This is a genomic window from Hymenobacter sp. BT18 (assembly GCF_012273015.1).
In the GTDB taxonomy this organism is placed as follows: domain Bacteria; phylum Bacteroidota; class Bacteroidia; order Cytophagales; family Hymenobacteraceae; genus Hymenobacter; species Hymenobacter lutimineralis.
Map to the genome: position 1 here is coordinate 2210001 of NZ_CP050954.1, position 17527 is coordinate 2227527.

At 58.8% G+C, this 17527-nt stretch carries 20 protein-coding genes (1 of these 20 running past the window's edge); 13 read left to right on the forward strand and 7 right to left on the reverse strand.

What is annotated here, in order from left to right; all coding sequences use genetic code 11:
- Positions 1 to 402: the 5' portion of a BamA/TamA family outer membrane protein gene (locus HER32_RS09240; protein ID WP_168681672.1), read on the reverse strand. It extends 1458 nt beyond the left edge of the window; the window shows 402 of its 1860 coding nt (coding positions 1–402); it begins with the start codon at positions 400 to 402; its stop codon lies beyond the left edge, outside the window.
- 125 nt (positions 403 to 527) lie between these two features.
- Here HER32_RS09240 and hemW point away from each other — a divergent pair, with 125 nt between their 5' ends.
- The 4 genes from hemW to HER32_RS09260 all read left to right on the forward strand — a co-directional run bounded on the left by hemW (position 528) and on the right by HER32_RS09260 (position 3834).
- Positions 528 to 1667 carry a radical SAM family heme chaperone HemW gene (gene hemW / locus HER32_RS09245; RefSeq protein ID WP_149071271.1) on the forward strand — a complete coding sequence of 380 codons (1140 nt, stop codon included), beginning with the start codon at positions 528 to 530 and terminating at the stop codon, positions 1665 to 1667.
- Positions 1668 to 1809: 142 nt separating this feature from the next.
- On the forward strand, positions 1810 to 2286 hold the full coding sequence (locus tag HER32_RS09250) for a hypothetical protein (protein ID WP_168681673.1): 477 nt from the start codon (positions 1810 to 1812) through the stop codon (positions 2284 to 2286).
- A 12-nt stretch (positions 2287 to 2298) separates the two neighbouring features.
- Positions 2299 to 3024, forward strand: a complete 726-nt coding sequence (locus tag HER32_RS09255; RefSeq protein ID WP_168681674.1) for an alpha/beta fold hydrolase — start codon at positions 2299 to 2301, stop codon at positions 3022 to 3024.
- Between the two features lie 30 nt (positions 3025 to 3054).
- A complete protein-coding gene (locus HER32_RS09260) occupies positions 3055 to 3834 on the forward strand; it encodes a cyclase family protein (RefSeq protein WP_168681675.1) in 780 nt (259 codons plus the stop codon).
- Positions 3835 to 3899: 65 nt separating this feature from the next.
- Here the strand turns inward: HER32_RS09260 and rpmA are convergent, their stop codons facing one another.
- The gene (gene rpmA, locus HER32_RS09265; protein WP_149071267.1) at positions 3900 to 4202 is read right to left on the reverse strand and encodes a 50S ribosomal protein L27; all 303 of its coding nucleotides are present in this window, start codon (positions 4200 to 4202) and stop codon (positions 3900 to 3902) included.
- A gap of 99 nt (positions 4203 to 4301) precedes the next feature.
- Complete coding sequence (gene rplU, locus HER32_RS09270) at positions 4302 to 4607, reverse strand: 50S ribosomal protein L21 (RefSeq protein WP_149071266.1); 306 nt, start codon at positions 4605 to 4607, stop codon at positions 4302 to 4304.
- 431 nt (positions 4608 to 5038) lie between these two features.
- Between rplU and HER32_RS09275 the strand changes: the two genes are divergently transcribed.
- Positions 5039 to 6001 carry a ribonucleoside-diphosphate reductase small subunit gene (locus HER32_RS09275; protein WP_149071265.1) on the forward strand — a complete coding sequence of 321 codons (963 nt, stop codon included), beginning with the start codon at positions 5039 to 5041 and terminating at the stop codon, positions 5999 to 6001.
- 145 nt (positions 6002 to 6146) lie between these two features.
- Here HER32_RS09275 and HER32_RS09280 read toward each other — a convergent pair whose 3' ends face one another.
- On the reverse strand, positions 6147 to 6431 hold the full coding sequence (locus HER32_RS09280) for a GIY-YIG nuclease family protein (protein WP_168681676.1): 285 nt from the start codon (positions 6429 to 6431) through the stop codon (positions 6147 to 6149).
- 424 nt (positions 6432 to 6855) lie between these two features.
- On the opposite strand from HER32_RS09280, the gene HER32_RS09285 reads away from it, so the two are divergent.
- The 7 genes from HER32_RS09285 to HER32_RS09315 all read left to right on the forward strand — a co-directional run bounded on the left by HER32_RS09285 (position 6856) and on the right by HER32_RS09315 (position 13517).
- Positions 6856 to 9228, forward strand: coding sequence for a ribonucleoside-diphosphate reductase subunit alpha (locus HER32_RS09285; RefSeq protein WP_168681677.1), 2373 nt, complete (start codon positions 6856 to 6858; stop codon positions 9226 to 9228).
- Between the two features lie 63 nt (positions 9229 to 9291).
- On the forward strand, positions 9292 to 9840 hold the full coding sequence (locus tag HER32_RS09290; protein ID WP_168681678.1) for a hypothetical protein: 549 nt from the start codon (positions 9292 to 9294) through the stop codon (positions 9838 to 9840).
- 154 nt (positions 9841 to 9994) lie between these two features.
- Positions 9995 to 10432: a hypothetical protein gene (locus HER32_RS09295; protein ID WP_168681679.1), complete on the forward strand. Its 438-nt coding sequence runs from the start codon at positions 9995 to 9997 to the stop codon at positions 10430 to 10432.
- Positions 10433 to 10535: 103 nt separating this feature from the next.
- On the forward strand, positions 10536 to 10928 hold the full coding sequence (locus HER32_RS09300) for a hypothetical protein (RefSeq protein ID WP_168681680.1): 393 nt from the start codon (positions 10536 to 10538) through the stop codon (positions 10926 to 10928).
- A gap of 265 nt (positions 10929 to 11193) precedes the next feature.
- Complete coding sequence (locus tag HER32_RS09305; protein WP_168681681.1) at positions 11194 to 11892, forward strand: hypothetical protein; 699 nt, start codon at positions 11194 to 11196, stop codon at positions 11890 to 11892.
- A gap of 204 nt (positions 11893 to 12096) precedes the next feature.
- Entirely contained in the window at positions 12097 to 12657 is a 561-nt protein-coding gene (locus tag HER32_RS09310; protein ID WP_168681682.1) for a hypothetical protein, read from the forward strand.
- A 53-nt stretch (positions 12658 to 12710) separates the two neighbouring features.
- Positions 12711 to 13517: a hypothetical protein gene (locus HER32_RS09315; RefSeq protein WP_149071257.1), complete on the forward strand. Its 807-nt coding sequence runs from the start codon at positions 12711 to 12713 to the stop codon at positions 13515 to 13517.
- A 122-nt stretch (positions 13518 to 13639) separates the two neighbouring features.
- On the opposite strand, the gene HER32_RS09320 is transcribed toward HER32_RS09315, so the two are convergent.
- Both HER32_RS09320 and HER32_RS09325 read right to left on the reverse strand, forming a co-directional pair.
- Positions 13640 to 14074 carry a hypothetical protein gene (locus HER32_RS09320; RefSeq protein ID WP_168681683.1) on the reverse strand — a complete coding sequence of 145 codons (435 nt, stop codon included), beginning with the start codon at positions 14072 to 14074 and terminating at the stop codon, positions 13640 to 13642.
- A 350-nt stretch (positions 14075 to 14424) separates the two neighbouring features.
- Positions 14425 to 14916 (reverse strand): DUF4126 family protein, encoded by a 492-nt coding sequence (locus HER32_RS09325; protein WP_149071255.1) that lies wholly within the window; start codon positions 14914 to 14916, stop codon positions 14425 to 14427.
- Positions 14917 to 15263: 347 nt separating this feature from the next.
- Between HER32_RS09325 and HER32_RS09330 the strand changes: the two genes are divergently transcribed.
- On the forward strand, positions 15264 to 15653 hold the full coding sequence (locus HER32_RS09330) for a group III truncated hemoglobin (RefSeq protein WP_149071254.1): 390 nt from the start codon (positions 15264 to 15266) through the stop codon (positions 15651 to 15653).
- Positions 15654 to 15840: 187 nt separating this feature from the next.
- On the opposite strand, the gene odhB is transcribed toward HER32_RS09330, so the two are convergent.
- Positions 15841 to 17493, reverse strand: coding sequence for a 2-oxoglutarate dehydrogenase complex dihydrolipoyllysine-residue succinyltransferase (gene odhB / locus HER32_RS09335; RefSeq protein ID WP_168681684.1), 1653 nt, complete (start codon positions 17491 to 17493; stop codon positions 15841 to 15843).
- Positions 17494 to 17527: the final 34 nt, after the last annotated feature.

Consider the following 17527-nt stretch of genomic DNA (forward strand, 5'->3'; position numbering starts at 1 on the left):
ACGAAGCTGGGCCCAGCGGAACTGCTCGCCCACGTAGAGCGTCACCCGCACGGTGTCTTGCTGCCAGCGAAGCCGGTCGGCGGAGGCCAGCAGGTACGCCGCATTCTGCATAGCCAGCACCAGCTCGCGCACCTCGCGCACCACGCTTAGGGAGTCGGGCAACACCAGACGGGGCCGATAGCGGCGCAGCACCGGCTGGTCGGCAGCGTCGGCTTCCAGCACCAGCACCCACGGCTTGCGCGCGGCTACGGGCAACACCGCTGGTGGTTTGGCTACGGAATCGGGCGGCAAAGGCGGCGACTGTAGCGCCGGCAGGCTGGGGCTGCTTTGGGCCCATACTGCAGCCGTGCTACTCAGGAGCAGCCACCAGAATACCCCAAAAGCAAGCAAGCGGACGTACATTTGAGAAGGCAAACGCAAAAGCGCGCGTTTAATTTCCCGAAGGTAGGATGCTTTGCCAGCCTTTGTTGTTTCTCTTACCCCGCACGGCCTTGTGCTTACAATAAGGTCAGGTGCCGGCTTTTCTCATGCCTGGTCTTTACCTCCATATTCCTTTCTGCAAGCAGGCCTGCCACTACTGCGACTTTCACTTCAGTACCTCCATGGGGCTGAAAAGCCGCTTAGTGGAGGCCTTGGTGCAGGAGCTGGCGCTACGTCATTCCTACCTGGGCCCGAATGCTCAGGTAGACACCATCTACTTTGGGGGCGGCACCCCGTCCCTGCTCACGGCCGCCGAGCTGGATCAGCTATTTGCGGCTATATACCGGCACTTTGCGGTAGCAGCCGATGCGGAAATTACCCTGGAGGCCAACCCCGACGACCTTACGCCAGCCAAGGTGCGGGAACTGGCAGCTTCCCCCGTCAACCGGCTCAGCATTGGGCTGCAGAGCTTCCATGAGCCTCACCTGCGCCTGATGAACCGGGCGCACTCGGCTCAGGAGTCGGGCGCGGCCGTGCGGCTGGCCCAGGATGCCGGGTTTGAGAATATTTCGGTAGACCTGATTTATGGCGTGCCGGCGCCCGACCACCAGATCTGGCAGCAGGATATGGCCGCAGCGTTTGCGCTGGGTGTGCCCCACCTCTCCTGCTACGCCCTCACCGTAGAGCCAGGCACGGTGTTTGGATACCGCCAGGCCAAAGGCAAGTTCCTGGCGCCACCCGATGAGTTTGTGGCCCAGCAGTTCGAGCAGCTCCTGACCCAGATGCGCGCCCACGGCTACGAGCAGTATGAAGTGTCTAACTTCTGCTTGCCGGGCCGGGAGTCACGCCACAACTCGGCTTATTGGCGCGGCGTACCCTACCTCGGGCTAGGACCCAGTGCCCACTCGTTCAATGGCCATTCCCGGCAGTTTACCGTAGCCAACAATCCGGAGTACGTGCGCGCCGTGCTGGACCGGGGCGAGGTGCCAGCCACCGTGGAGCACCTGTCTAGGACCGACCGGGCTAATGAATACCTGATGACGAGCCTGCGCACAGCCCGAGGCTGCGACCTGGCTTACCTACGTGACGCTCTGCACACCGATTTGCTGACGCAGCAAGCCGACTACCTCCAGCGCCTGCAGGCGGACGGCTTGGCTACTCTGCAAAATAAGGTCCTGACCCTCACCGACCAAGGCAAGCTACTCGCCGACCACATTACGCTGTCATTGTTCCAGGCTGCCGAATAATCTGCGGTTTTCAGGCCGATGGTGGCGTTTACGGCCGTATAAGTTCTATTTTGTAGCCTTATCATCTGCCTTTTCCCGCGCTGCTACCTTCGGGCGAAGTGTGCCGCCGCGGGCAGAGGCCTTTTCTATTCCCCACCTTTGTATGAGACGACTGATTGACGCACTAGCGGACGACACGGACTTCTTTGTGGAGCATGTGCAGCTCACAGCGGTGGTGTTCGACAATACCGATGACGTCACCATCTGGGCCACGACGCTTTTCGATCAGGAGCTGCACTTCTTTCACCTGGGCCTGCAGTTTCAGCAGCTGGACTTGCTCCTGCGCCTGGCCGGCGACCGGGCCGAGGCCTTGCAGGAAGAAGTGGCGGAGGCCCTGGCCACCGTTACGGAGTGGCCCTGCCTGCTGGAATACACCCGCGAGGAAAAGCCCCCAATTGACTTGGATGGGGTAGCCCTCAAGCTTTCCTGCACCTACCCGGCCGATGCCCCGTTCGAGGAAGAGGACGAAGACGCCGAGCCCGCCGAAACCGAGGATGATAACGAGGATGCCGACTACGAAGCCTCTATGCCCCATAACATCTTCTACCTAGAAGACGTCTACCTACGTATCGAACCCTGAGTGCTTTTTGGTATGGCTGCGTCCTCGCCCCTATTCTACCTGCTTCCTGGTTTAGGCGCCGATGAGCGGGTATTCCAGAACCTGCAGCCCCTGCTGCAAGGTACCGCGCACGTGCTTCCCTGGCTTACGCCCACCACGGGGGAAACGCTGCCTCGCTACGTGGCCCGGATGGCGGAAGGCGTAGACCCCACGCAGCCCTGCATCCTAGTCGGCGTATCATTTGGTGGATTGGTGGCCCTGGAGATGCGCCGGATTCGGCCTTTAGCCCGGGTAGTTTTGATATCCAGCATTCCCGATGCCAGCTGCCTCCCTCCCCTACTCCGCCTGATTCGGAACACGGGTATTTACAAGCTGTTCCCGCCCCAGTGGCTTAAGCTGTTTCCCCGAGCCGGCCAGTGGTACTTTGGGGTAAAGAATGGGCGGGAGTATGAGCTGTTCAAGCAGATCCTCCGCGACATGGAGCCCGTGTACACGCGTTGGGCCATTGATCAGCTCCTGCGGTGGGACAGCACCGACACCGGCGGCCAAAGCCTGCAGATCCTGGGGACGCAGGACCGGGTGTTTCCCCCAGGCCCCATACCCGTTGATTATCTTATCCCCGGTGGCGGCCATTTCATGGTCGTATCTCATGCCCCCGAAATCAGCCGGATACTCAATACACTAGCAGAAGAGCCGTCGTCACAAGCACCAAGTCGGCTGCCAATTTCTGATGGTTCGACCACAGCCCAGAGCCGCTAGCGCCCTATCTCACCTACGTTCTTCTTTACAATGCTCCCCACCTACCCTTATCAAGGCCGCACTTACCAGTTTGACCCAACCCAGCCCCTGGATATTTCGCTGCCGCTTGCGCCCGGCGAAGACCAGGTTAACTGCTTCTGGGCTGAGCCGGTGCAGGTCGACGTCATTCGGGTAGGCAACTTTGTGGGGAGTGTGGCCCAGGGTGGTAGCACCAACTACCAGCGCGTACACCTCACCCCCCACGGCAACGGCACCCACACCGAGTGCTACGGCCACATCAGCCCCGACCCTACGGCCACGTTGGACCGCCACCTGCGCCGCTTTCTGTTCGTGGCGCGGGTAGTATCGGTGGAACCACGCTTGCAGCCCAACGGCGACTTGGTGGTCTTGCTGGCTGATGTGCAGCGCGAGTTGGCAGGCGCCGTAGCCGAAGCCCTAATTCTGCGGACGCTGCCCAACGATTTGGCTAAGCGTACCCGTCATTACTCCGGTACCAACCCTACTTACCTAGAGCCTGCTCTGGCCCATTGGCTGGCCACTGAGCAAGTCGAGCATTTGCTTGTCGACCTTCCCAGCGTTGACCGGGAAGAGGATGGGGGCGAGTTGTTGGCGCACCATGCGTTTTGGCGGTACCCCCACGCTACGCGGCAAGCCGCAACCATCACGGAGCTCATCTTTGTGCCCGAGGCCGTGGAGGACGGTCTTTACCTACTAAATCTGCAGGTCACCAGCCTAGTGCTGGATGCCAGTCCGAGCAAACCGGTTTTGTATCGGCTTATTGATCCGGAAAATACCACTCGCAATAGCTGAACGCACAAAAGGGCCGTCCTTGCGAACGGCCCTTTGTCCTTATTTCGTAGGCGGTGACGCTTACCTTACTCGGCCGAAACCGTAGCCGACGTGGTTACGTCAGCGGCATCTCCCTCAACGGGAACAACCGATACAAACGAACGGTCTTTGCGGCCCTTGCGGAACTGCACCGTACCGTCAATCATAGCGAACAGCGTATGGTCCTTGCCGATACCCACGTTCTGGCCGGGGTGGTGCTTGGTGCCGCGCTGACGCACGATGATGTTGCCGGCAATGATATCCTGCCCGCCGAAGATTTTCACGCCGAGACGCTTGGAATGCGATTCGCGGCCGTTGTTGGAGCTACCGACGCCTTTCTTGTGTGCCATGGTATTTGAAGAGAAATGGTTATTTGGTGGTTTTCGCCTGCCGGTTTCTCTGTGCTAGCGAACCAGCAACCAGAAACTCGCGCCTAAAAACCTATCCAATTAACCGATGCTGTTAATCATTACTTTGGTGAAGTGCTGACGGTGACCGTTCAGCTTGCGGTGGCCCTTGCGGCGCTTCTTGTGGAACACCAACACCTTGTCGCCCTTCACGTGCGCCAGGATAGTGCCCGTTACGGCTACGTCCAGCAAAGGCGCGCCGATGGTCAGCGTACCGTTGTTGTCAGTCAGCAGGGCCTTGCCCAACTCTACCTTGTCGCCGACGTTGCCAGCCAGCTTGTGGGTGTAAACAAATTTATCGGCTTCGACCTTGGTCTGCTTGCCAGCTATGGTGACGATTGCGTACATCGGCGTCTTCGCGGTTTCTAAAAAATGGGAAGGCAAAAGTAGAAGGTCCCTTCCACATTTCCAAACCTAACTCATTAATCGTCATTGCACCAAGTCATTTAAACCCCGTCGAATACCGCTGAAGAAGACGCGCTGGCAGGTACGCGAATAGTAAATTTGTGGATAAGTTGCATTGTCCACACCCAAATTGTGGAAAACTTTTCCTGACAGCCAGCGGCTCATCCCCGCCTTCAATACTCAGCTGCTTAGCGTCATGCGCAAAATTTAACACACAAAAAAGGGCGCTGAGGGTTTACTCCCGGCTTATCTTTGGCTTCCGGCCCCTGGCTCCCGCACACCGCAACGGCTTAAAACAATCTGGCCTGGCGCGGGGTTGGCAACCCGACCTGCGTGGGTTCATTTTCTACGATCTACTTCCTACTTGCTTGCCTATGGAACCGCTACTCACCGAAAACCCCAACCGCTTTGTGCTCTTCCCGATTCAGCACAACGACGTGTGGCAGATGTATAAAAAGGCCGAAGCTTCGTTCTGGACAGCCGAGGAAATCGACCTTTCCCAGGACCAGAAAGACTGGGAAAACCTCAATGATGGGGAGCGGCACTTCATCTCCCACGTGCTGGCGTTCTTCGCCGCTTCCGATGGCATCGTGAACGAGAACTTGGCCGTGAACTTCATGCAGGAAGTGCAGATGGCCGAGGCCCGCTGTTTCTACGGCTTCCAGGTGATGATGGAAAACATCCACTCGGAAACCTACTCCCTGCTGATTGACACCTACATCAAGGACCCCAAGGAGAAGGACCGCCTCTTCAACGCGCTGGAAACGGTACCCTGCGTGAAGAAAAAGGGCGAGTGGGCCCTCAAGTGGATCAACTCCGAGAACTTCACCGAGCGGCTGATTGCCTTTGCCGCCGTGGAAGGCATTTTCTTCTCGGGCTCGTTCTGCTCCATCTTCTGGCTGAAGAAGCGTGGCCTGATGCCGGGCCTGACGTTCTCCAACGAGCTGATTTCCCGCGACGAAGGGCTGCACTGCGACTTCGCCTGCCTGCTCTACGAAAAGCACCTGCAGAACAAGCTGCCCGAAAGCCGCGTGCACGACATTATCAAGGACGCCGTGCAGATTGAGCAGGAGTTCGTGACCGACGCGCTGCCGGTGAACCTCATTGGCATGAACGCCAAGAGCATGAACCAGTACATCGAGTTTGTGGCCGACCGCCTGCTGCAGAGCCTGGGCTACAGCAAGATCTACAACGCCACCAACCCCTTCGACTTCATGGAAATGATTTCGCTGCAGGGCAAAACCAACTTCTTCGAGAAGCGCGTGGCCGAGTACCAGAAAGCTGGTGTAATGAGCGAGCGGACCGAAAACGCTTTCTCGCTGGACGAGGATTTTTAAGCGGATCAACTCGAAAAAACGCCTGTCATCCTGAGCGCAGCGAAGGACCTTTTCACGTCAGCACGACTTCGTACCAACGACTCGTTCTAGCGTGAGAAGGTCCTTCGCTGCGCTCAGGATGACAGGCGTTTTTTATGGACTTTAATTAACCTGCTCCCAAGAATTCCCACTGTGCATTCTGGGTGGCTATCAGCGCTTCTTTCTTTGCCCTTGTCCAGCCTTTCAGCTCCTTCTCTCGGTCAATAGCAGCCCTGCTGTCCGTGAACTCTTCGAAGTAGAGCAAGTGGTAGCAGAAGTATTTACCGGCAAAGGTTTGGTTGCTTCCCCGGCTCTCGTAGTGCTGGGTTATCCGGTTGGGTAAGCTGTTCGTGATGCCAATGTACAGCACAGTGCGAGCGGGGTTGGTAGTGATATAGACGTAGTAAGGCATAAGTAAGCTGGACGTTATCCTCTTAGGATCTGTCATCCTGAGCGCAGCGAAGGACCTTGCCACGTTGAGCTAGTTTGCCTCTTGCGACTCGTTCCAGCGTGAGAAGGCCCTTCGCTCCGCTCAGGATGACAGGTGGGGTTTTAATCTTCACCTAGCCTACCGAATTCCCCGCACAACCGCAACCCAATTTTGCCCCGGTGCGGAACCTTTTTTATGCCTTTTCGGCGCGGGCAAAATCTGCGAATTTGGGGGTGCCAGGGCCATGTGGAAAACTTTCTGTTGGACTATAGCTTGAGGCATGTGACAAGGCTGGGTATATTCCGGTCCACATCGACGCGAGCCCGGCAGCACCGGGTGCCAATAGCAGCTTAACCGCTGCCGGGCCCGCGCCGCAGTATCCTTCACAACCTCACACACTTCGCCCATGCTGGTAATTAAGCGCGACGGTCGGCGCGAATCCGTCAAGTTCGATAAAGTCACGGCCCGCATCGAAAAGCTCTGTTACGGGCTCAACATGCTGTTCGTCTCCCCCATTGAAGTGGCCAAGAAGGTCATCGACGGTATTTACGACGGCGTGACGACCGTGGAGCTCGACAACCTGGCCGCCGAAACGGCTGCCTCGCTCACCACCCGCCACCCCGACTACGCTATCCTGGCTGCCCGCATTGCCGTGAGCAACCTGCACAAGGTGACCTCGAAGTCATTTTCGAGCACCATGAAGCGCCTCTACACTTACGAGGACCCCAAGACCGGCGAAAACGCCTCCCTCATTGCCAAGGACGTGTGGGAAGTGGTGCACAAGCACGCTGCCCAGCTCGACTCGGCCATCATCTACGACCGGGACTACTCGTACGACTACTTCGGCTTCAAGACCCTGGAGCGGAGCTACCTGCTGCGCCTCGACGGCAAAGTGGTAGAGCGGCCCCAGCACATGCTCATGCGCGTGGCCGTGGGCATTCACAAAGAAGACATTGCCTCGGCCATTGAGACGTACGAGCTGATGTCGGAGCGGTGGTTTACGCACGCCACGCCTACCCTCTTCAACGCCGGTACGCCCAAGCCCCAGCTGAGCTCCTGCTTCCTGCTCACGATGAAGGACGACTCCATCGAGGGCATCTACGACACGCTCAAGAACTGCGCACTGATTTCGCAGAGCGCCGGCGGCATCGGGCTGGCCGTGCACAACGTGCGCGCCACGGGCTCCTACATCAAGGGCACCAACGGCACCAGCAACGGCCTCACGCCCATGCTCAAGGTGTTCAACGACACGGCCCGCTACGTGGACCAGGGCGGCGGCAAGCGCAAAGGCGCCTTCGCCATTTACCTGGAGCCCTGGCACGCCGACATCTTCGACTTCCTGGATCTGAAAAAGAACCACGGCAAGGAGGAGATGCGCGCCCGCGACCTGTTCTACGCCCTCTGGACGCCCGACCTGTTCATGAAGCGCGTGGAAGCCAACGGCGACTGGACGCTGATGTGCCCCCACGAGTGCCCCGGCCTCGACACCACCTTCGGGGCGGAGTTCGAGAAGCTCTACCAGAAGTACGAGAAGGAAGGCCGCGGCCGCAAAACCATTAAGGCGCAGGAGCTGTGGTTTGCCATCCTGGAAAGCCAGACCGAGACCGGCACGCCGTACATGCTGTTCAAGGACGCGGCCAACAGCAAGAGCAACCAGCAGAACCTGGGCACCATCAAAAGCTCCAACCTCTGCACCGAGATTATGGAGTACACCGACGAGAACGAAATTGCCGTGTGCAACCTCGCCTCGCTGGCTTTGCCCCGCTTTGTGAAGGAAGAAAACGGCTCCTTGGTGTTCGACCACCAGAAGCTGTACGACGTGACCTACCACGCCACGAAGAACCTGAACAAGGTCATCGACATCAACTACTACCCCGTGCCCGAGGCCGAGCGCAGCAACCGCCGCCACCGCCCCATCGGGCTGGGCGTGCAGGGCCTCGCCGATACCTTTATTGCCCTGCGGATGCCCTTCGAGAGCGACGAGGCAGCGGGCCTGAACAAGGACGTGTTTGAAACCATCTACTTCGCGGCCATGACGGCCTCCAAGGATTTGGCTATCAAAGACGGGCACTACGAAACCTTCCCCGGTTCGCCCCTAAGCAAGGGCCAGTTCCAGTTCGACCTCTGGGGCGTGACGCCCAACTCGGGCCGCTGGGATTGGGAAAGCCTGCGCCAGGAGGTTATCAAGCACGGAGCCCGCAACTCCCTGCTGGTAGCGCCCATGCCTACGGCCTCCACGGCTCAGATTCTGGGCAACAACGAGTCGTTTGAGCCTTACACCTCCAATATCTACGTGCGGCGCGTGCTGAGCGGGGAGTTTATGGTGGTGAACAAGCACCTGCTGAAGGACCTGGTGAAGCTGGGCATCTGGAACGAGCAGATGAAGCAGGCCATTATTGCCGCCAACGGCTCGGTGCAGGATATTCCCAGCATCCCGCAGCACATCAAAGACCTGTACAAGACGGTGTGGGAGATTTCCCAGCGCCGCATCATCGACATGTCGGCCGACCGCGGGGCGTTTATCTGCCAGAGCCAGAGCCTGAACCTGCACGTGCAGAACGTGAACTTCGGCAAGCTCACCAGCATGCACTTCCATAGCTGGAAGAAGGGCCTGAAAACCGGCATGTACTACCTGCGCACCAAAGCCGCCGCCGACGCCATCAAGTTCACGGTGCAGAAGCAAGCCGCCGAAACCCTGGAGCCCGTCTACACCGACCAGGCCGCCGCTATGGCCTGCTCCCTGGATAACCCCGACGCCTGCGAGGCCTGCGGTTCGTAGAAGGAAAAGCCGGTAGTCGTTGACTACCGGCTTTTTCAATTATACAAGGTTATAAAGATGGAAATGAGTGATTCCGAAGAATATTACAGTTGGCTTAGGCAGCAAGTTATTGAAGGCAGAAAAAACGCGGAGGAGCATTTTGAAAAGCTACTTGTAAGCCTGAATGCGGGTGGTCTTACGCTCACGGTCGGATTTGTTAAAGACTTAGTTCCTCTCGGCAGTGCAGTCTACTTACAATTGCTTCCGATTACTTGGATACTCTTTGTCTTATCGTTAATTCTCAATTTGCTTTCTCACCGGTCAACAGTAAAAGCTGCGGATATATATATAAGCGAAGCATCCAAAGACAACCCATATCCCAGTAGTTTTGATCATCATAACAAGAAAACACACAAGTACAATTTAATCTGCGCGAGCTTATTTGTGCTGGCAGTATTAACTTTTCTTACCTACGTAACCTTAAATTTTAACCTCATGTCTCAGAACCAAAATCACCAAACGAAGCCAGGACAGAGACCAGAAGAAATCAGGGGTTTAACATTTCCTACGCCACGGAATCCTGTTCAGAAACCTGCTCAACCAACAATGCCACAAGAGAAGCCTAAACAGTAGAATAGCTGTTCAAAATTGTCAGCTGAGCGCATTCGAAGCATCTCTACCATTCCGAGCTAAAATTGCAACGAAGCAGTAGAGATGCTTCGAATGCGCTCAGCATGACGTTCTAGCAATATTTAATGCAGCTATAATAACTTCGATTTATAAAACCATGAAATGGGTTTTGACAATAATATGTGCCATTGCTATAACCAATTGTAGTTACATACACAAAACAGCAAGACCATTGCCGGAGCGCTGTACCAATGTGGACACTTTCAAGTTTACGCATAAAGAAGTGAAGATACTTTCTAGATTTATCACGGAACACAATAGAATGAATTGGCTAGTTGATATTCGCCGACATGATGTATGCTTACAAGAAGTCATTACCCAAAATCACTTAGGGCTTATACGAATTGAAAGCGCCGTTTCTTCCCACTGGGTTAGCCAATACTTCATCAAAGGCAGCACAGGTGTTTCCACAATTAACTTGGCTCAAAGCATTGAGGTAACGAAAGCCAACGTTAAGGCTGCTCTTGATCAGCATGGAGGAGACTTCAGTTCAGAAGAACAAGGGCGTATCATCAGTTACTTTGAACATCATTGACATTTCCCTAGCCTCTCCCGCACTTGCGTCAGCCCTAGAATTCCGCCTACCGGATTTCCGAACATCGTCGGAGCGGAATTCTTCTATCCCTATATCCCCTGATATGAGCACCGAGTGGCATTTCCCCTTCATGATTCTGGCGTCGCTGGTGGTCTTCTGGCTAATGGCTTGGGTGATTCTACCCCGGGAGGCGTTTCGGGCCCGGCAGCGCCAGATTGGGCTGCTGGCCCTGGTGGTCGTGGTGTTAGGGATGCTGTTCGGGAAGTATGGCGCCACGCTGGGCCTGCCCTGGTGGGTGTATTACCCCATTCCCATGCTCATCACCGTGCTACTGCCCCCACTGGTGTGGCAGTTGGATAAGCGGCGCACGGCGGCCTACCTGGCGCTGAGCTTCTTATCTGCGCCCGTTATCCACGTGCTCTTTTCCTTCTTCCTCGGCTGGACGGAGTACATGCCGTTCTGGGAGATTCCATCCCTCAGCAGCTACCTCGCCTAGCTCCCCCGCCTCTCCCGCACCCGCGGCAGCCCTGGTTTCCCGCGCCCCGGCTTTCCGAACATTGTCGGAGGGGTGAGGCGCAGTTTCCCGGCCTTCCGACCATCGTCGGGAGCCTGGGGCGCAGCAACCCAGGGCTCCGACCATCGTCGGAAGGCCGGGGCGCATTTTCCTAGCTCTCCGACCATGGTCGGAGCCCTGAGGCAACTTGCTATTGGATAGGCGGCCCGCTATATTCCCTTATTCCATTACTTAATCCATTCGTATTATGTCTACTACCTCCCCCGCGTCGGTAGCCCCGAGCCCGACGCCCGCTCCCAAACCCGTCCGCCGCGCCAAGCAGCTGCCCGATGTAGCCCTGGCCCTATCGGCTCTGGCAACCACGGCGGCCAGCAAGTGGCAAACCGACGAGCTGCCCGCCCTGCTCTGGCTCACCAAAACCGACTTTGCCGCCCAGGCCGCGGCCTTTGCTACCGCCTGCACCGCGGCCGCGGCCGCCGGCGACACCCGCGCCCCGCAGGCCGCCCGCCTCAAGGCCCTCGATCAGCTCCTCGACAAAGGGCTGGGCTTCGTGAAAAACTACCTGGAGGAAGAATACGAGAATCCGAAGGCCTATTACCCCGAGTTCGGCATCGAGAAGTTCAACAAAGGCTACCGCCTGCCCAAAGACCGCACCGAGCGCGCCGCGGCCCTCACCAAGCTGCTGGCAGCCCTCGTCAAGTATACGTTCGATAAGAAAAAGTACGGAACCGCCTACTGGCAGCCCCTGGCCACCGAGTATGCCGCCCTGGTGAAGGCCAGCACCGACGCCTCCGGGGCCCGTAGCATGAAAGTAGATACCAGGGTGCAGGGCGAGGAGAAAGTCCGCAAGGCCCTGCGCGCCCTCATCCACCACATCAAAGCCAACTACCCCGACTCCTTCGAGGCCAAGCTGCGCGAGTACGGCTTTCAGAAGGAAAGCTATTAAGGAGCCGTAAGGAGCAGTGCGTGTTTATGAACCGTCATGCTGAGCGCAGCCGTAGTCGAAGCATCTCTACCGCTTCATTGCAGTGGTATTTCTACGAAGCGGTAGAGATGCTTCGGCTGCGCTCAGCATGACACGATTCGCTCAGCAGGACCCGAATAACATGGCCCTCACCGAAACCCAGGCGGCGGCAGCGTACTTTGGGGAATGGTACCCGCTAAGCACCCTAGGCAGCCCTCGCCGACCCGGCTGGCGCTCTACAACGCCGTGCCTTCGGTGCTGTGGTCGGCGCTGAGCTTAGGGCCCCTGAGCGTGTTTTGCTACCAGCACCTGCCCCGCCCCTGGCTGTACGGGCTGCTGGCCTTCAGCCTGCTGGCATATGCCGTACCCAAAGCGTGGTTTAGCTGGTGGCAGCTGAGCCGTGCCCCCGCCGCGTACCGGCGGCTGGGCGTGCCCCTGGTCAACCGCCTGGCCCAGCACGGCAGCGTGGTAAACGGGTTGCTACGGCGGCGCTACCCTGGTTATCGGCGCGTAAGCACCGGGCAGTCGGCGGCTGCGGTGCGGGCCGGCAGCTACCACATGGAGCGGTTTCACGTGGCGGCTGGGGTGTTCTTTTTATTGGTGAGTGTGTATGCCGCCGTGCAGGGGTATGGGGGCTGGGCAGCCGGACTCACGCTGCTCAATGTGAGCTACAACCTCTACCCCATCTGGCTACAGCAGTACCTACGCCTGCGCCTGGAGTTGGGCAGGCGAGAGTTTCGCCCCTAAAAGACCAGGACCCGCCTATCTTTGGCTGATTTACTTCCCTATTCAGCTACTCTATGCGCTTTCCTAGTCTATCTGCGGTGGCCTTCGGCCTGCTACTGGCCGGTGGCCTGCTCTCCAGCTGCGACGAAAAAGACCCCGCCACGCCGGCGCCCCAGCAACCGGTGGAGCTGGCCGTGCTCAGCGGGCAGATTACCCCGGCACAGGCCGTCAGCACCGTTACCGCCACCGACAAGAGCGGCCGCACCCTCACGGCTACGCCTGGCAGCACGGGGGCCTACGCCTTTGCGGCGGCCGCCCCAGGCGAGTACACCCTGCGCTTCGCCCCCACCGCCGAGTACCTGGCCCCGGAACCCGTGCAGGCTACCCTGGTGCGCGGGGGCACCGTGGTGGCTACTACCGCCCAGCTGGCCCCGGCCTCGGCCACTATTGAGGTAGATGGGGTGCCCGTCACGCACCAGATTACGGTAGAGCACTTGTGGTACAGCACCATCGGCGACGACAGCTACATCTTCTACCTGGCCGAAACCGACCGGACCGGCGACCATTACCCCTACGTGCAGCTCTCGCTCAACTATACCTTCGACAACCACAGCGGCCCGGATACCAATCGGGTGCTGCCACTGGGGGATGATGGCTACGGCGCCCTCTACAACGACGACGTCCTGATTATAGATGCCGAAAACGACTATCCCCGTCGCACGGGTGGCACCCTCACCACTACCTCCGTCAACCGGGAGAAGCACGTGTTTTCCGGCTACTTCGAGTTCAAGGCCGGCAACTACAACAAGCAGCAGAACTACGTAACGAAGACCATCAAAGGCCGTTTCGTGAACCTGCCCTACGAAGTAGCGCGACGCTAGGGCCGGGCCCGGCGCCTGGGCACCAGCGGCAACAGACACCAACGCCTCCGGGTTGGCCAGGAGCGACTCCTCGACCAGCCCGGAGGCGTCTGGCTTTGTAGCTAGTTGCGCGCAGCGGCGGCCTATTCGGCGGCCAATGCTATGACCGTTTTGGGCAGGCGCGCCTTCACGGTGCGCACTACCACCCCGGAGGTGGCACTGGCGGGCTGCATGTGCACCGTGTAGCGGTACTGTGCGCGGCCCAGGCGCAGCACCACGCTATAGTGCCCGCCGGCCAGGTTCCGGAAATCGAAGCGGTTGGCGTAAACTGGGGCCGTGTAGGTTTCGCGGAACAGCGACTGGCCCGTGCGCAGGCTCACAATCTGGACGGAGCCGGCTTGCTGGGCAGGGTTCTGCACGCGCACCCGCAGCGTTTCGGGCGTAGGCGTTTCGAGCGTCACCGGCGCTGCTTGTTGGGCCTGGGCCGGCTGGGTCAGGCCTAAGGTAACCAGGGTGAACAGGGCCAAGCAAGCGGACCGAACACGTGCCGAGGAGGGAGAGGAGAACAGGGTTTTCATAGCAGAAAAGAGAAAGAGTGGATGGACAGATGGCGGCGGCCTCCCGGGAAAGCACGCCGGGTAGCCAGTGTACACTTCCGAACGGTTGAGGCTGCCGTCCTGGTAAGAGAAGCCAAGCCGCGTGCCAATTCACTAACCTTCTTCTTTTCAGATATTTATCTAACACAAGGCCATTTTTGAATTCTCAGATTGTGTCCGATGCCGGGCAATATGTCCGCTTGCAGACTATGCCTGGGGCGGCCAGCAAAAAAGGTTGAGCGTGGCCGCTACGTTAGCGCCCACGCTCAACCCTAGCTATTTTTCATTTCCGTTGATACCGCGGCGAAAGAAACCCCACCACAGGGCCTCGTCTACCGGCGGGGCCGGTAGTTGGCCAGCAGCTGGCCGCCGCCGGCTACCACCAGCAGGTCCTCCACGAAGCCGGGCAGGGGCTCGGGAAAGCGGGTGGGGTCGGCGGCCAGCTTTCGCAGGGTGTAGGCCCCGAACGTGCCCGCCACCGCGCCCACGGCACCCAGCACCGCCCCACCCAGCCACGACTGCCGGTTGAGCTTGTAGAGGGAAGCGCCTACTAATGCCCCCGACATGGCCCGCCCGGTTACGCTGATGGGTGCAGTGCGGTCGGGGGCGTTGGGCAGCTTATCCCCCAGCATTTCGGCGCCGGCCAGCAGCTTTAGGCCTTTGCCCACGGCGGCTTCCTGCAGCCAGTGCAGCCTTGAGTGCCGAAGGCCGGCCGAGGGGCGCCGCTGCAGGGCGTGGTTGAGCAAAGCCGGGGCTGAGGCGCTGCGCATACCCGCGATGACGCCCATTCCGATAGTTTTCCAGAAAGCCGAAGAAGCTGCCATAAGACGAAGAAACTAGGTGAAGCCCTTCTAACGGATATGCATGGGCAAATGGCTGTGTCGTATTCCGTCCGGCTGCCGTGGCTCAGTGAGGCGCAGTAGCTCCCATGCCTGGCTCAACCCTGCCGCCGGAACTACGTATCTGCCCACCCGCGCAATCGGTTGCCGCCCGACCTGGCATCGTTTGCTAGCAGGCTGGGCCAGAATCGTGCTTTTGCAGCCCAATCGGCCATTTTTGTTCGCAGGATAAAAGTTTGTCAGAAAAAAATACCACCGACTAAAGCGAATATCACGAAACCTGCGTAAATTCGCTACGTATTGCGGTACCCACCCGTTATTCGCGTCTCCCCATGAAAACAGCTGCTACTCTCCCCGATATTCAGACCGAAGGCGACATCAAAAAACTGGTAGATACCCTGTGCTACAAGGCCAATAACGATACGCTGCTGGGGCCGAGCTTTGGCGCTGCCTCGCGCATTCACTGGCCCTATTTCCTGACTTCGCAGTACCGCTACTGGAGCACCACGCTGCTGGGCAAAAAGGACATAGAGGGTGAGCCCCTGCCCGAGCAGGTTGTGCTACCCCAGGGCGGCCACCACGTCAATCATTGGCTGGACCTGTTTTCGTCCACCGTCGAAGAATATTTTTCGGGCTCCAAGGCTGAAGAAGCCAAGCAGCTGGCCCGTCAGCTAGCCACCCGGCTAAGTGCTACGCGCCTGCGCGAGCTACCGGTCGACTAGCTTTTCCTTTGCACCCACCCAGGTACAATTCCGCTCCCACCCAACCCCACCACCCCGAAAAGAAAACGCCCCGTTCTGCGGGGCGTTTTTTTGTGCCCATCCGGTGCAGAACTGCTACCCTAAACGTCACAAAAAAACCCTTCCCAGATGCGGCATCCGGGAAGGGGCTTAAATTTTAGGGGCTTGCTTACACGCCCAGCAGCAGACGCGTGGGGTCTTCGAGCAGCTCCTTCACGCGCACCAGGAAAGACACTGACTCGCGCCCATCAATGATGCGGTGGTCGTAGCTCAAAGCCAGGTACATCATGGGCCGGATTACCACCTGCCCATTCTCAGCTACAGGGCGCTGCACGATGTTGTGCATACCCAGAATGGCCGACTGCGGGGCGTTGATGATAGGCGTACTCATCATGGACCCGAACACGCCGCCGTTGGTGATGGTGAACGTGCCGCCGGTCATCTGCTCGATGGTGAGCTTGTTGTCGCGGGCCAGGGTAGCGAGGCGCACAATCTCCTTCTCAATGCCATCAAACGACAGCTCCTCGGCGTTGCGAATTACGGGCACCACCAGTCCTTTCGGGGCCGATACCGCAATGCTGATGTCGCAGAAGTCGTTGTATACGATGTCGGTACCATCGATCTGGGCATTCACGGCGGGCCACTCTTTCAGAGCCACACACACGGCTTTGGTGAAGAACGACATGAAGCCGAGGCCCACGCTGTGTTTCTCCTTGAACTTGTCTTTGAACTTGTTGCGCAGGTCCATGATGGGCTGCATGTTCACCTCGTTGAAGGTGGTGAGCATGGCCGTCTCATTTTTCACCGACACCAGGCGGCGGGCCACCGTCTTGCGCAGGTTGCTCATCCGCTCACGGCGCTGCACGCGGTTGCCGCTGGCGGCCGGAGCAGCCTGGGGGACCGGATTTGCAGCCGGAGCGGGCGCCGCGGGGGCCGCCGGAGCAGGAGCAGCCGGACGAGCCTGAGCGTTCTGAGCATCTTCTTTGGTGATGCGCCCATCCCGGCCGGAGCCTTGCACGTCGGCGGGGTTGATGCCTTTTTCGCCTAGAATCTTGCCGGCCGCCGGCGAAGGCGTACCCGTAGCGTAGGAGCTGGCACCCGCTGGGGCAGCGGCGTTGCTCGGGGCTGCTGCCGTGGTGGTGGCAGCGGCCGGGGCAGCTGGCGCGGCCGGAGCTGCGGCGGTACCAGCTCCGCCTTCGATGCGGGCAATGGTAGCTCCAATACCGATGGTTTCGCCTTCCTTGGCGGCGTGGCGCAGCGTGCCGGTGCCCTCGGCGGGCAGTTCAAACGTGGCCTTATCCGACTCCAGCTCGGCAATGATTTCGTCGCGCTGCACCTGGGCCCCGTCCTCTTTCAGCCACTTGGCTACTGTTACTTCCGTGATGGACTCGCCCACGGCAGGAATCTTCATTTCCACGGTGGCGCCGCTGCCCGCAGCGGCGGGAGTAGGCGTATTAGTCGAGCCCGCCTGCGAGCCGCCGTAGCCGCTTTGGTTGCTGGCCTGGGGGTTTTGCTCACCCTGGCTGACGGGGTCGGGGGTGGCCGGAGCCGCACTTGGCGCGGGTGCCGAAGTGGCGCCGGGTGCTCCGGCTCCATCGATATCGGCAATGACTACTCCGATGCCGATGGTTTCGCCCTCGGCTACCCGGATTTTCAGAAATCCATCGGCTTCGGCGGGCAGCTCAAACGTGGCTTTGTCTGATTCCAGCTCAGCAATTACTTCGTCCCGCTTTACGGCGTCGCCGTCCTTTTTCAGCCATTTGGCAATGGTAACCTCGGTGATGGACTCGCCGACAGCGGGGATTTTAATTTCCAGACCCATAAGTGGGAATATTGAGGGTTTCGGTGGGAGATGT

What these genes read in the sequence shown, in the direction of transcription:
- HER32_RS09315 (WP_149071257.1), top strand. Translation starts at nt 12,711, where the DNA reads ATGCGCTTTCCTAGTCTATCTGCGGTGGCCTTCGGCCTGCTACTGGCC.
- rpmA (WP_149071267.1), bottom strand. Translation starts at nt 4,202, where the DNA reads ATGGCACACAAGAAAGGCGTCGGTAGCTCCAACAACGGCCGCGAATCG.
- HER32_RS09295 (WP_168681679.1), top strand. Translation starts at nt 9,995, where the DNA reads ATGAAATGGGTTTTGACAATAATATGTGCCATTGCTATAACCAATTGT.
- HER32_RS09305 (WP_168681681.1), top strand. Translation starts at nt 11,194, where the DNA reads ATGTCTACTACCTCCCCCGCGTCGGTAGCCCCGAGCCCGACGCCCGCT.
- odhB (WP_168681684.1), bottom strand. Translation starts at nt 17,493, where the DNA reads ATGGGTCTGGAAATTAAAATCCCCGCTGTCGGCGAGTCCATCACCGAG.
- HER32_RS09250 (WP_168681673.1), top strand. Translation starts at nt 1,810, where the DNA reads ATGAGACGACTGATTGACGCACTAGCGGACGACACGGACTTCTTTGTG.
- HER32_RS09325 (WP_149071255.1), bottom strand. Translation starts at nt 14,916, where the DNA reads ATGGCAGCTTCTTCGGCTTTCTGGAAAACTATCGGAATGGGCGTCATC.
- HER32_RS09280 (WP_168681676.1), bottom strand. Translation starts at nt 6,431, where the DNA reads ATGCCTTACTACGTCTATATCACTACCAACCCCGCTCGCACTGTGCTG.
- HER32_RS09290 (WP_168681678.1), top strand. Translation starts at nt 9,292, where the DNA reads ATGAGTGATTCCGAAGAATATTACAGTTGGCTTAGGCAGCAAGTTATT.
- HER32_RS09300 (WP_168681680.1), top strand. Translation starts at nt 10,536, where the DNA reads ATGAGCACCGAGTGGCATTTCCCCTTCATGATTCTGGCGTCGCTGGTG.
- HER32_RS09260 (WP_168681675.1), top strand. Translation starts at nt 3,055, where the DNA reads ATGCTCCCCACCTACCCTTATCAAGGCCGCACTTACCAGTTTGACCCA.
- HER32_RS09275 (WP_149071265.1), top strand. Translation starts at nt 5,039, where the DNA reads ATGGAACCGCTACTCACCGAAAACCCCAACCGCTTTGTGCTCTTCCCG.
- rplU (WP_149071266.1), bottom strand. Translation starts at nt 4,607, where the DNA reads ATGTACGCAATCGTCACCATAGCTGGCAAGCAGACCAAGGTCGAAGCC.
- HER32_RS09255 (WP_168681674.1), top strand. Translation starts at nt 2,299, where the DNA reads ATGGCTGCGTCCTCGCCCCTATTCTACCTGCTTCCTGGTTTAGGCGCC.
- hemW (WP_149071271.1), top strand. Translation starts at nt 528, where the DNA reads ATGCCTGGTCTTTACCTCCATATTCCTTTCTGCAAGCAGGCCTGCCAC.
- HER32_RS09285 (WP_168681677.1), top strand. Translation starts at nt 6,856, where the DNA reads ATGCTGGTAATTAAGCGCGACGGTCGGCGCGAATCCGTCAAGTTCGAT.
- HER32_RS09330 (WP_149071254.1), top strand. Translation starts at nt 15,264, where the DNA reads ATGAAAACAGCTGCTACTCTCCCCGATATTCAGACCGAAGGCGACATC.
- HER32_RS09310 (WP_168681682.1), top strand. Translation starts at nt 12,097, where the DNA reads ATGGTACCCGCTAAGCACCCTAGGCAGCCCTCGCCGACCCGGCTGGCG.
- HER32_RS09320 (WP_168681683.1), bottom strand. Translation starts at nt 14,074, where the DNA reads ATGAAAACCCTGTTCTCCTCTCCCTCCTCGGCACGTGTTCGGTCCGCT.